Here is a 12,359-nt window from a genome sequence, read left to right as displayed (position 1 = left end):
TCGGGCGTTCATGAAGGAAGCGATATGGAACCAGCTCTCGAACTCGTACAGTTGCCATCCATAGCTCCAGACCGGACCGGACGAGCCAAGGCCTCGGCCTCTTCTCGTATCTGCCTCATGAGCCTCGGAGGGGAACTCTTTGCCGTCGATCTTCGCCAAGTCCGAGAAGTCTTCGAACTTGAATCCGTGACGCCTGTGCCTGGCATGCCGGCGATGCTGGTCGGCGTGGCGAACCTTCGCGGAACGGTAATGCCCTTGGCGGATTTGCGTCCGTCGCTGGGCGTCCCGTCGTCAGGAGATCAGAAATATGCGGTTGTCGTACGGCATGGATCCCAGCAGGTAGGGATCTTGATCGATACTGTACCGGAGATTCGGACGATACATTCGGACGATCTTGTGAGTGCCGCGTCGCGCGGGCTGGCAGAAACCAGGCCGTTTGTTTCAGGCCTGGTAAAAGTCGAGGAACGCATGAGCAGTGTGATGGATGTGTCCAAACTGTTGGCCTGCGTGGAGGGTACGGCGGTATAGGCGGGCCTGAGGCGCGGACGAGCAGGCGCGAACGAGTACAATGCTATGGTCGGGAAGGATCACCTTGAGGGGTGAGAGGAGGATGGTATGGCGAGGAACGGGAAGGTGGAGAAGTCAGAGAAAACAGGATGGTCGGTGCAGACATGGTTCCAAAACCTCAAGACGCTCCCCAAGCTCATTATCGGATTTTCGGCCGTCGGCGCGATCATGATCGCGGTCGGCCTGGTCGGTCTGATCGGCCTCAATCGGCTGAAGGGTGAGTTGCAGAACATTTACGACGGATCAACGCTGGCGCTGTCGAATACCGGAGTGAGCAGTACCAACTTGGGCCTCTACCACGACGCGTTGCTGAACGCAGGCCGGCAAACACGCAAGAGCGATTTCGAGGACGCCATCGCGCCGCTGGCCGACTTGAAGAAGGAAACGTTAAGCCCTCTGTCAGCTTATCAGGCGAATGAGGCGCATGAGTCGTCTTCGGGGCGCAATGAGGCTAAAGATGTTGCCGCGCTGCGTACGGCTTTGACTGAATACTTTGCCTCAACCGACGGCGCGGTGAGCGCCTTCGCCGACAGTTTTTCCTCCGCATTGTCCGAAGATCAGAAGCAGAGCATGCGTGAGTTGGGTAACTTGGCGCTCAACGTCGAAGTCGCGAACAAGTACAGTACGGCGACATTGCGCGTACGAGAGCTGATGACGACCATTCGAGATGTCGCGAAGGATCTGAACGACAACGGGCAGGCCGAGGCCACCTATCGCACGAACGTCGTGCTGCTCGGAGGGCTGTTGGCGCTCGTCTTGGGAGGCGCGATCGGCTACTTCCTGGCCCGTTATATCGCGCGGAACATCGTGCATGTGGCCGACGTGGCGGAGCAAGCCGCGGCGGGCAATCTGCAGGCCCGCGCGAAGCTCGAAAGCGACGACGAGGTGGGGCACATGGCCAAAGCGTTCAACTCGATGTTGGATCGTATTACGGCCCTGGTGTCCACGGAGGAAGAGCGAGACATCATGCAGAAGCGCCTGATGCAGTTTCTTGTCTTGGTGTCCGACGTCGGTAAGGGAGATTTGACGAAGCGCGGCGAAGTGACGGCCGACATGTTCGGAAATTTGGCCGACGGTTTCAACCTCATGATTCAGCGGTTCGCGCAGTTGATGCGCCAGGTGCGAGAGGCCGCGGAACGCGTCAACAAGTCAGCGGGGACGTTGCGTGATAACGCCGGACAGATGGCCGGGACGGCCAAGCATCAGGCCGACGAGTCGGTCAAGGCCATGGGCGCGGTCGAACAATTGGCGGCTTCGATGCGGCAGGTGTCGGAAACGGCCGGCGCCTCGTCCGAATCGGCGCGGCAAGTGCTGCAAGCGACGGAACGTGGACGTGTCGCGGTGCAAGAGACTGTGCAGGATATGCAGAGCATCCGGGCGGCGGTGCAACGCATGTCGAAACAGGTGAAGGCGCTCGGCGACCGGTCTTTGGAGATTTCACAAATCGTGTCCACGATCCGCGATATCGCGAATCAGACCAACCTCCTGGCGCTCAACGCCGCCATCGAAGCCGCGGGTGCCGGAGAGGCCGGAGCCCGATTCGCCGTCGTCGCCGACCAGGTCAGAAAACTAGCCGAAAGTTCGACGCAAGCGACGCGCGAAATCGCCGATCTGGTGAAGGTCATTCAGGGTGAAACGCAGGATGCCGTGGTGGCTATGGAACATGAAACGCAGGCCGTGGAAGCGGGATCCGCTTCGGCGTTGCGCACGGGTGACGTGTTCAAAGAAATTTCCACGATTGCGCAACGGTCCGCAGAATTGGCCCAGAGCATTGCGTCGTCAGCCGCCGAACAGACGGCGTCTACGGATAAAGTGGGCCGATCGATCAAGGACTTTACCGGCGGCGCCGTGGCCACGCAAAAAGCCACGGACTCGGCGCGTCTGACCGTTGAGGACATGGCCAAGCTGGCCGAAAGTCTGACGGCCTCCGTATCGCAATTCAAACTGGCTTAAGCCGGCGACCCGGAGAACTGCCACGGTTCTCCGGGTAAGAGGGGGACTCGGATGAGCGCGGAATTCGATCAAGAGAATCTGATCGGCATCTTTCTGGCTGAAGCGTCGGATGGAATGGCCATGCTCAAGGCCGCGCTCCATCCCGCAGACGGAACGGTTCCCACCCCGCAGCAGCTTCAGGAACAATATATCGTGGCGCATCGTATTCGCGGTGCGGCTGCACTCTACGGGTATGCGGGAATCGCTCAGTTGGGCGAACGGCTTGAATCCCTCTGCGAGCAGGCAGGGTCCATCCTGGAGGCCGAGTGGGTCCGGGCCGTGGGGGCGATGCGGGAGATTGTGCAAGGGGTGCAGTTGCAGCTCGACGTGATTGGGCAAGGCGGGGGAGAGGATCAGGTCACGGTTGAACGCTGTTTGGCCGTGTCCTCAGGATTTCTTCCTGATGATGCCATTGTGCAAGGGGTCTCCGCGCCTCAGTCGGTGTCTGAACCCGTTGCGAGTAGCGAGGCCTCGCCACTGTCCCGGCAGTATTTGATTCCCGATTTGGATGAGGAGGTCTTGTCATATTTTGTGCCGGAGGCCGTGGAGTATCTCGACACGATCGACAGCTTGATCCGTGGATTGCAGGCGCGTCCGGCTGACGAGGAGGCCATTTACCGGTTCTTCAGGACGGCCCATACCCTCAAGGGGTCCGGATATACGGTCGGCTTTACCGTGATCGGTGATTTGTCGCATCCCATGGAAGAATGCATGGGCGCGGTGCGGGAGCAACGGCGCCAGCTGAATGATGAACTCTTTGAGGGGATGACGCGCGCGGTGAACACGATTCGTGTATTGCTTCGCCGGGACCCCAGCCAGCTTGAACGGCTTCAGCAGGAGGTCCCGTCGACCATCACCCTGTTGCGGCAGATTCGCGATGGGGAAGCGGTAGTGATGGCTCTTCCGATCGCACCCGCCGTCGCGGCCTCGTCTGTTACGGAGAAGCCGGCGCTGTCGCCTGTGACGATGCCGGAGAATCCCCCACCGGCCCTGTCAGCGGAGTATTTGATTCCCCAGCTGGACTCCGAAGTCTTGTCGTATTTTGCGCCGGAAGCCCAAGAATATTTGGAATCGCTCGAAGCCAATTTCCTCCAGCTTGATAAGGATCCTCAAAATGCGGAACTTATCAACCAATTGTTCCGCACCGCCCATACCTTAAAAGGGTCCGCCTATACCGTCGGTTTTCAATCGATCGGCGATCTTGTGCATCATGTGGAAGACTTCATGGGAGCGGTGCGTGACGGGCAAATGGCGGTCTTGCCGGGCCACACGGATCTCCTGCTCCGTTCGATCGACGTGGTGCGCGTGCTCATGCGGCGTGATCCGTCGATGCTGGCCACGACGCAACAGCGGTTTGCCAAGGCTTTGGCCGAATTGAAATACCTTCATCAGGGCGAACTTCCAACCGGAGCGGTGCAGCCGGCGGCGGTTGAATCGCTCGTGCTCCCAACGCCCCAGCCCACGGGATCCCAGGAGGGGCCATCGCAGGGCAAGGCGGCCGATGGGAAGACGGCGGAGGATCGTGAAGTCATTCGTGTCAGCCGGGAACGGTTGGAGCGGCTGTTGAATCTGGTTGGCGAGCTGGTGATCGGACGCGGCCGGTTAGAGCAGCGATTGCGAGTGTTAGAGCAATTGTCTCAACAGGTCTTGGGCTGTAAGAACCGGCTGGTCGATGCTGTCCAATCGTTCGAAGAAAAGCATACGTTTACGTTTCCCACGGCACCCACCTATCCAGCCGTGTCGGGCGAGCCAGGGATTCCAGGGCTGAGCGATTTCGGGAGTTTGGAGCTCGATAAATACGATGATTTCAACATCCTGGCTCGCCGGATCAGCGAGGTGACCGCGGATATTACCGAGTCGATGTCGCAATTGAGCGGATCGATTCGCCGGTCGCACGACGACATGAGCCAGCTGCAACAGCTGACTTTGGGCATGCGGGATGAAATCGCTCGTGCCCGTATGGTGCCGGTTGGCACGCCGTTCACCCGATTCCGTCGCGCGATTCGTGAAATCGCCAGGGCATCCGGGAAAGAGGTCTCCTTAGTGACGTCGGGTGAACACACTGAAGTGGACACCGGAATTGTGGAGCGGCTGGTTGATCCCTTGGTGCATCTCGTGCGCAATGCTGTGTATCACGGCATCGAGTCTGCGGCGGACCGTCTGGCCAAGGGCAAGCCGGCGGTCGGGACGGTGTATTTGCACGCGGCCCATCGCGGAAACTCGATCATCATCGAAGTGGAAGATGACGGCGCGGGGCTCGATCTCAAAAAGATTCGGGATAAAGCGGTGAAGCTGGGGTTAGTGCGGGCTGAGCAGGCGTCATCCATGCCGGACGGCGAAGTCTTAAAGTGCATTTTCGCCCCTGGATTCTCCACCGCCGACAAAGTGGGCGATCAGGCCGGACGCGGCGTAGGGCTTGATGTGGTCAAGCGTGTGATCGAAGGCATGAACGGGCATATCGATGTCGAATCGCTTCCCGGCGTCGGAACTAAATTCACGCTCGATTTGCCGCTGACCCTTCTCATTGCCACGGCATTGCTGGTGCGCGCGGGATCCGAGCGGTATGCGATTCCGTTGCCGAATGTGCGGGAAGTGACGATGCCGACCGCCACATCACTCCAGCATATGGGCGACCGCGCCATGTTGCATATCGGTGACGAAGCGGTGGATCTCTATGCGCTGCGCCATCTGCTGCGCCGTGAGGCCGGAACGGTGGACAGCAGCATGCCCGTGGTCGTGGTCCGGACGATGGCGGGTCCGGTTGGGCTGGCCGTCGATGAGTTGCTGGGACGCCAGGAAATCGTCATCAAGACGCTGGGCTCGTTGAAGCCGATGGAACGTTCGTTCTTTGGCGGCGCGACGATCGATCCGGAAGGGCGGGTTGTCTTGGTGATCGATCCGGGCCGCCTGTTTGCCCGTGAAACGAAAGAATCGCTTGCGGTGACGACGGCGGCAGAAACGGCCTTGCTCGAGGAGTATGAGAGCAGGGAGGCCGCGGCGTCCGACGAGAAGGCCGTGGCGCCGATTCTGCTGATCGACGACTCGCTCAGTATTCGCAAATTCGTGGGCCGCATGCTGGAAAATGCCGGCTATCAGGTAGACACGGCGGTGGATGGCGAGGATGGCTTGAGGAAGGCCTCTGCACAGTTCTACCGGCTAATTATTACCGATCTTGAAATGCCGAAGCTGAACGGCTTTGAAGTGATCCAGGCCTTGCGGAGCCGGGCGCAGACTCAACAAACGCCGGTGGTCGTGATGACCACGCGTGCGGGCGACAAACACCGTCAGATGGCGATCAATATCGGGGCCAGCGCCTACATTGCCAAGCCGGTGGAAGAACGAGCGTTGCTGCAAGAGGTCGAGCGATGGGTGGGGCAGGCGCAGATTGTCCGCTAGCAGGGTGCAAGATGCCACGGTATCATCTGGTCCGGACAGAGAGGCGAAGAGAGATGGCCAATGAGGCGGCGTCATGAGTTTGCGGGGGCGTCAAGCGGGTGCTCGCTCGCGGGTGGCGTTGGATCGCTATCTCATCGCGACGCTTGGCGGGGTGCAGGTTGCCGTCTCTGCGGAAACGATTGAAGGCCTGCTGACGATGGCGGAGGGTGGATCGGATGGGCCGCTGACGGTTCAAGGCCAGGTGTACGCACCAATGGATTTGGCCAGCCGGCTGGGGCTTTCACGCGAGGCCGATAGTCCGGATACGAGAGTGATCTTGCTGTCCCAGGGCACCGTGCGCGCCAGCGTGCGAGTGGCTTGTGTTCACGGCCTTGTCGAGTGCGAGCGCAGACACGTGCTTCCCCTTCCCCATCAGTTTCGTGGACCGGAGCGGAGCTGGTATGTAGGGCTGCTGCCATTGAGTGAGGGCGTGTCCGTTGTGCTTCATACGCAGTGGCTCTTGGATGGGGCGTATGCCGTGGCGTATCCGGAGAGTGTGTCCCAGGGGCATCGGCAGCCACTCATGTCGAAGGCGGCATCGCTGGCGATTGGAGGAGGCCCGTCATGCTAAGGGGCGCGGTTGGGCGGCAACAGAAGGCGGCCTCCCGTTCTTGTCACCTCCTGATGTTTACCGTAGGCGGACGCCGGCTGGCGGTCAAGACCGAGGAAATTGGCGGTATCTCAGCTTGGAAGGGGAGTTTCCCGATTCCCAGTCTGACCCCGTTTGTGTCGGCGGTGGTACGGCAGGACCGTGGGGTGTTTCCGGTATTCGATCTCGCGCAATTGCTGCGTGTGACGGTGCAAGGAGAGCAGGCCCTGTGTTTACTGGCGAAACAGCCGGGAGGCGCCATGGCGATTTGCATCGATGAGGAAATGCCCAGTCTCCATATGCCTGATACGGGAACAGTGCATCCGTATCGGGGGCAGGATGTCCCAGCCGTGGAGAGCGTGTTCGTGGGGTTCGAAGAGGTTCCCATTATTTCTCTTGCGCGATTGGGCAATGCATAAGCCGAATTGAATGCGGGATGGCGGTAGAAGGGAGTCGGTATGCCGAAGATTCTTGTGGCGGACGATAGTATCGCAGTCAGGAAAGTCGCGGAGCGGCTGCTGACTGAGGCCGGGTTGGGGGTCACCTTGGCCGCGAATGGAGAAGAGGCATTGGCGTTTCTCGCGAAAGAGCTGCCGGATGTCATTGTGTCGGACGTCATCATGCCGGATAAGAGCGGATACGAAGTGTGCGCGTTTGTCCGGGGGAATGCCGCGTTGGCAGAGACGCCGGTTCTCTTGATTTCAGGTATTGTCAACGAGGAAGTCACAAGGCAGGCCGAGTCCTGCCATGCCAATGGCGTGCTCAAGAAGCCCTTTCAGGGCACCTCGCTCAAAGATCGGGTGCTGGAACTCATTGCCAAACGTCACGCACAGGCCGCCGCGCCGGTTGCCTCTGTTTCTGAGGCAAGCGCGGCCGCTCCGGTAGAATCCGGAAGGACTCCCTGGATTACCCCTGAGCGATTGGCTGCGTATCAGGAAGCCGTGGCTCAAGCGCAGCAAGTTGATGCGCAGTTGTCGGCCGAGCGGGATCGGGCAGAGCAACTCGCCAGGCGGGTGGCTGAACTGGAGGCTGTGGCAGGACGTGTCCGGGAGTTGGAAGGGTCGGTGCAGGTTGAGCGGCAGCAAGCGTCTGAACTGAGTGTGCTGTCTGAGCGGGCCGCATCGCTGGAGGCGGCCTTGCTCCAGGCGCAACAGCAGATTGCCAATTTGCAGGAGCAGGTGGCGGCGGGCGAGCAAGTCCGGACAAAGGTGGAGGAGCTGCAATCGGCATTGAAAGATGAACAGGCGGCGGCGCAGCAATATCGCCAGCAGTTGGCTGACTTTCAAAAGACGACGGCCAAGGTCGCGGAGCTGGAAGCAGCGCTGCATGCCGAACGTGAAGCGGCGGCGCAATTGGTGCAGCAATTAACGACCCTGGAAAAAGGGGCCGCTCGTGCCAAGGAGCTGGAAACCCGCCTGGCTCGCGAGGAACATCGCGCAACGGACTGTGAATTGCAGGCGAAAGCCGCGGAGACCGCGTTGACGACTGAGCGCGCGCGTGTCGGGGAGTTAAGTGCTCGGTTGGCGACGGCTGAACGCAGTATTGCGCGGGTTGCGGAGCTTGAGCAGGTTGTGGCGGACACGAATCAGAAGGTCAGCGCGGGGGCTGCAAAAATTCAGGAGCTGGAAAAGGCTGCGGCCAAGATGCAGGAGGTCGAAGGGCTTCTTTCGACGGAGCGGGACCGGAACGGGTTGCTGACCCGGCGAGTGGCGGAAGCCGAACATGCCGCTGAGCAGGCAACAAAACGATTTGAAGACATGGCCAGAAAACTCGGTGAGATCGCAGGGTTGGCTTCACAGTTGGGCCATGGCAAAGGGCGGTCCTGAGCAGCTGCGCCTGTCAGTCTAGTTGTGCGTCGCAAGGAACTGTGCACGATGTCCGTCGATGCAGACGATGAGTTTCAGAAGGAGCTGATCACCCTTTTTGTGCAGGAAGCGCAAGAGTGGTTGCAGCAAATTCATGTCGCGCTGGATGAGTTGCAGCAAGGGCCGCCGGCAGACCGGCATATAAAACTGGCCCAAACGATCAAGGCCGGCCTCACCAATCTGGGAGGGTCGGCTGCCACCATCAATCTCACAGGGGTCGAACAGGCGAGTTTTTCTGCCTTGCCCTTTGTCGAGGCGGTCGAGAATCCCGCGGTAGCGTTATCTGCCAGTGCGTTCCTGGCTCTCTGTAAACAACTCGGACAGATTCACGGTGCGCTCACTCATGCGACCGGAGTCACCTTCGATGCCGAGTCCTCCGCGAGCGCGGAGGCGGTTCCCTCTACGATGGCCACGTCGGATTTATTGGCGGCGCTGCAAGGCTTGCTGTCAGGCCAGACCGGGGCGGATGAGGTGGCGCGTAACGTGACGCGGACAGTCATTGCGCAGGTCGAAGGGTTGGTCAATACGGGCGTGTCGCAATGCGATACGAACTCCCTGCGGGAGTTCCTTACACGCGTGGCCGATGCGGAGCAGATGTTTTTGGGCGTGGTCCAGCAACAGGGGCCGATGGTGGCCGAGGGTGTGGCACAGATGAATCGAGAGTTGAGGGGGCCAGGCCAGAATCCCGTCAGCGAATGGCAGGCGTTAGTTGACCGGGTGGGTGCGCTGTGGTCGGCTTCGCAGCAGGTCAATGCCGTTCAGGCAATGACGTTTTTCCTGGGTTTGAAGAGTTTTCTGACGATTGTGATGGAGCGGCGTGTGTTGCCGAATCCCAGGCAGTTTGAGACGGTGGAGCAGCGGCTTCGGAGCATGTTAGGCGCCATGCAGGAATGGGTGGAGGCCGGGCGTGCTGAGCGGGGAGCGATCAACGCGCTGTTGCCAGCCGCCTAGACAGCCAGCCTGTCCGCTGGCAAGAGCATGGAGAGAAGGGATCGGATGTTGATGTCGTGGTATCGCGAAGCCGAAGATGAATTGGGGCGATTGGCGTTGGCGATTCAACGCCAGGAGGTCGTGTGTCTTGATCGCGTGACGTCGCTGGCGACGGAGTTGGTGGTGTCGCTGAAGCGGAACGAGGCATTGACGGTGGTGGCGTTATCAAGCCCTTCCGGTGATCCCGTCCTGACGAATCTGCTGAATGTGGCCATTGTGGCCACCAAAATGGGCATGCGGCTGGGATATTTCGGTACAGAGTTGGAGCGTCTGGCCGTGGCCGGGCTTGTTCACGATATCGGGTTGTGTGCTGTGCCGCAGTCACTTGTCACGAAGGAGGGGCGTCTGACGCCGGATGAACGGATGCTGATCGAACAGCATCCGGAACTGGGTTACGAGGTCATCAAGCGGGCCGGCCCTGAGTATCTGTGGCTGGCGCAGGTGGTTCGAGAGGCGCATGAACGTTCGAACGGTTTAGGGTATCCCAATAGGCTGAGAGGCCGGCAAATCAGCGAAATGGCGCAGATCATTGGAGTCGCGGATGTCTTCGATGCGCTGATCAGCGAGCGGCCCTATCGGCGCCGCATGCTTCCGCACGTGGCGATTCAAGAGTTGATGGTGGCAGAGCGGATGACGTTCCCGAGAGAGATCGTGAAAGCCCTGGTCGAACAGTTATCGGTCTACCCGCTGGGCACTACGGTTCGATTGACGACCGGAGAAACCGGGTTGGTTGTGGGCGTCAACCCGCGCTATCCGCTACGGCCAATTGTAAAGGTAGATGAAGCTGGGTCGGAAGATGGCGCGGCGAACCGTCAGGTTGATTTGAGTTTGACCCCGCTCGTGGGGGTCATTGAAGCGCTGAGCTTTCCCGTTGTTGGACGTGTTACCTTTGCCCCGGAGCCTCATGCTGTCGATGGGGGAGATTCTGTCCAGCCTGGCATGGGTTCGGATCGGTTTACTGCGTTGCTGGAGAGTCTCGATATCATTGCGTCGGCCATTCAGGGTGCCGTGGAAACCCAAGAGGCGTGTGCGCAGGAGGAGCCGGACCAGCCTATTGCGGAGCCGGTTCAGGAACCGCTCAGCCAGGAAGGCTCCACGGTGTTCTGAGTCTTTTCCCGTACCTATCCTTGTACTCATCGACGGAATACCCGTCAGGTCAGATCTTTTCTCCCTCTCCAGTCCAGCCTTCCGAACTCTTCAAGATGAACGGTTTCAAGATCGTCTCAGGATCGTTATAATCAGGCCCGTCCCAATTCCCTTATCGGTATCGTCTTGCAGTGAGGATATTGTGTCGAAATTGATTGCCAGGCCGCGGCCTGAACAGATTGCGCAGCACGCGCAGGATTATGTGAAGTCCTACATTCTCCTTCCGTCTGGGATTGTGGGATTGATTTGCATGGTCGGAGGCGTGGGCGGGCTGGGATACCAGCTGCTTGCGACAGACAATTATACGTGGGGCACGTTTTACCAGAGTACGGGGCTGATTGTTCTCGGCGTGGTGATGGGCATCGTGCAGACACGCTATCACCAGTTCTTGCTGGCGCAATTTCCCGAGGTGCTGGCGGCCAGGATGCGGTCGGCTACGGCGAAGAAGGGGAGTAAGGTTAAAAAAGATCCGGATCTTCCGGTCATCGACCATCAGGGCCGGCAGCTCATTCCCGTTGCGTACACAGTTGGAACGGGCATGATCTTGGGATCATCCTGGTTTGCGGCCATGATGGGCCAGGTGGATGCGGTACCGGCCTTGCTCCTGCCATGGGCGGGGTTCTATTGGGCGAGGCTGTTTTTCTGGCGTGGCCGAGTCTGAGTGGCGCGACATTCTTATCGCGGTGATCGGCGAGCGGGCTTTTTCGGCGCCGGCTGCGTGGCCAGCGCGAGTTTTCCTTCCAGCTCTGCGACACGCTGCTCCAGATTTCTCACCAACTGCCGGAGTTCGGGAAGCCGGGGAATCACGGCCTGGGCCTTCATCCAGGTTTCATGCGGCATCACCGGCGCGCCGGAAACGATCTGATTCGGCTCCAAGCTGCGGTTCACTCCTGCGCGCGCCGCAATCATCACTTGATCGCCGATCGATAAATGATCCGCCAGGCCTGCTTGTCCACCGATCATCACATGCCGGCCGATCGTCGTGCTGCCGGCAATCCCGACCTGTGCCACGACGATGGAGTGCGCGCCCACCGTGACGTTATGGGCGATCTGCACGAGGTTATCGACCTTGGTGCCGGTTTGAATCACGGTCTGTCCCAGGGTCGCCCGGTCGATCGTGACGTTCGCGCCCAATTCCACATCATCTTCGATCGTCACGCCGCCCAGTTGTGGGATCTTATGGTGGCGTCCTTGATGCTGGACGTAGCCAAATCCATCCGATCCAATGACCGTTCCGCTGTGGACAATGACTCGGGCGCCGATCGAACAGCCTTCACGCACAACGACATTGGGGTAGAGAATCGTATCGTCGCCGATGGTCGAATCCGAGCCGACAAAGACGCCCGGATAGAGGGTCACTCTGGCTCCAATCCTGACACGATCTCCCAGCGAGACGAAGGGCCAGATGGAGACGTCGGCGCCGAGCTCAACCGCTGTACCACGCACCAGATCCGCGGCAATGCCTCGCGGGGGGGCAGAAGGGACGAAGAAGGTTTGAGCCGTCTGCGCAAACGCCAGCTGAGGATTGGCGACCACGATCTGAGGCACAGGAAGCTCTGCGAGATGGCGATGGACTAAGAGGGCGCCGGCGTGGCTCGCGCCGGGTGTTTTGCCGGCTTTATCGTTGGCCACGAAGGATAACGAGTGTGCAGTGGCTTCGCCCAGGCCGGCGAGGCCGGTGAGCCTGGTATTCCCATCGCCGTGTAATTCGCCACCCACCAGTTGATGGACTTGCGCGAGTGTCAGCTGAATCGATGGAGTTGAGGCAGCCATCG

At 59.9% G+C, this 12,359-nt stretch carries 10 protein-coding genes; 9 read left to right on the top strand and 1 reads right to left on the bottom strand.

Features of this window, described 5'->3' with window-relative positions; all coding sequences use genetic code 11:
* Positions 1–24 precede the first annotated feature (24 nt).
* The 9 genes from RI101_07735 to RI101_07695 all read left to right on the top strand — a co-directional run bounded on the left by RI101_07735 (position 25) and on the right by RI101_07695 (position 11,245).
* The gene (locus RI101_07735; GenBank protein MEC4889938.1) at positions 25–528 is read left to right on the top strand and encodes a chemotaxis protein CheW; all 504 of its coding nucleotides are present in this window, start codon (positions 25–27) and stop codon (positions 526–528) included.
* Positions 529–615: 87 nt separating this feature from the next.
* Positions 616–2,520, top strand: coding sequence for a methyl-accepting chemotaxis protein (locus RI101_07730; GenBank protein MEC4889937.1), 1,905 nt, complete (start codon positions 616–618; stop codon positions 2,518–2,520).
* 51 nt (positions 2,521–2,571) lie between these two features.
* Entirely contained in the window at positions 2,572–5,955 is a 3,384-nt protein-coding gene (locus RI101_07725; GenBank protein ID MEC4889936.1) for an Hpt domain-containing protein, read from the top strand.
* A gap of 73 nt (positions 5,956–6,028) precedes the next feature.
* Entirely contained in the window at positions 6,029–6,565 is a 537-nt protein-coding gene (locus RI101_07720) for a chemotaxis protein CheW (protein ID MEC4889935.1), read from the top strand.
* A complete protein-coding gene (locus tag RI101_07715) occupies positions 6,559–7,002 on the top strand; it encodes a chemotaxis protein CheW (protein MEC4889934.1) in 444 nt (147 codons plus the stop codon). The genes RI101_07720 and RI101_07715 overlap by 7 nt, the downstream gene beginning before the upstream one ends.
* A 39-nt stretch (positions 7,003–7,041) precedes the next feature.
* Positions 7,042–8,409, top strand: coding sequence for a response regulator (locus RI101_07710; protein MEC4889933.1), 1,368 nt, complete (start codon positions 7,042–7,044; stop codon positions 8,407–8,409).
* A gap of 48 nt (positions 8,410–8,457) precedes the next feature.
* Positions 8,458–9,399, top strand: a complete 942-nt coding sequence (locus RI101_07705) for a hypothetical protein (protein MEC4889932.1) — start codon at positions 8,458–8,460, stop codon at positions 9,397–9,399.
* Positions 9,400–9,444: 45 nt separating this feature from the next.
* Positions 9,445–10,545, top strand: a complete 1,101-nt coding sequence (locus tag RI101_07700; protein ID MEC4889931.1) for an HD domain-containing protein — start codon at positions 9,445–9,447, stop codon at positions 10,543–10,545.
* A gap of 181 nt (positions 10,546–10,726) precedes the next feature.
* Positions 10,727–11,245, top strand: coding sequence for a hypothetical protein (locus tag RI101_07695; protein MEC4889930.1), 519 nt, complete (start codon positions 10,727–10,729; stop codon positions 11,243–11,245).
* Between the two features lie 14 nt (positions 11,246–11,259).
* Here RI101_07695 and lpxD read toward each other — a convergent pair whose 3' ends face one another.
* The gene (lpxD, locus tag RI101_07690) at positions 11,260–12,357 is read right to left on the bottom strand and encodes a UDP-3-O-(3-hydroxymyristoyl)glucosamine N-acyltransferase (GenBank protein ID MEC4889929.1); all 1,098 of its coding nucleotides are present in this window, start codon (positions 12,355–12,357) and stop codon (positions 11,260–11,262) included.
* Positions 12,358–12,359: the final 2 nt, after the last annotated feature.

Source organism: Nitrospira sp., assembly GCA_035968315.1.
GTDB lineage: Bacteria > Nitrospirota > Nitrospiria > Nitrospirales > Nitrospiraceae > Nitrospira_D.
The sequence above is the reverse complement of the archived record's forward strand: the minus strand, read 5'-3'. Positions and strand labels throughout refer to the sequence as shown.

Bases quoted from the DNA above. Each gene is read 5' to 3' on its own strand.
- RI101_07735 (MEC4889938.1), top strand. From the start codon at position 25: ATGGAACCAGCTCTCGAACTCGTACAGTTGCCATCCATAGCTCCAGAC.
- RI101_07730 (MEC4889937.1), top strand. From the start codon at position 616: ATGGCGAGGAACGGGAAGGTGGAGAAGTCAGAGAAAACAGGATGGTCG.
- RI101_07725 (MEC4889936.1), top strand. From the start codon at position 2,572: ATGAGCGCGGAATTCGATCAAGAGAATCTGATCGGCATCTTTCTGGCT.
- RI101_07720 (MEC4889935.1), top strand. From the start codon at position 6,029: ATGAGTTTGCGGGGGCGTCAAGCGGGTGCTCGCTCGCGGGTGGCGTTG.
- RI101_07715 (MEC4889934.1), top strand. From the start codon at position 6,559: ATGCTAAGGGGCGCGGTTGGGCGGCAACAGAAGGCGGCCTCCCGTTCT.
- RI101_07710 (MEC4889933.1), top strand. From the start codon at position 7,042: ATGCCGAAGATTCTTGTGGCGGACGATAGTATCGCAGTCAGGAAAGTC.
- RI101_07705 (MEC4889932.1), top strand. From the start codon at position 8,458: ATGTCCGTCGATGCAGACGATGAGTTTCAGAAGGAGCTGATCACCCTT.
- RI101_07700 (MEC4889931.1), top strand. From the start codon at position 9,445: ATGTTGATGTCGTGGTATCGCGAAGCCGAAGATGAATTGGGGCGATTG.
- lpxD (MEC4889929.1), bottom strand. From the start codon at position 12,357: ATGGCTGCCTCAACTCCATCGATTCAGCTGACACTCGCGCAAGTCCAT.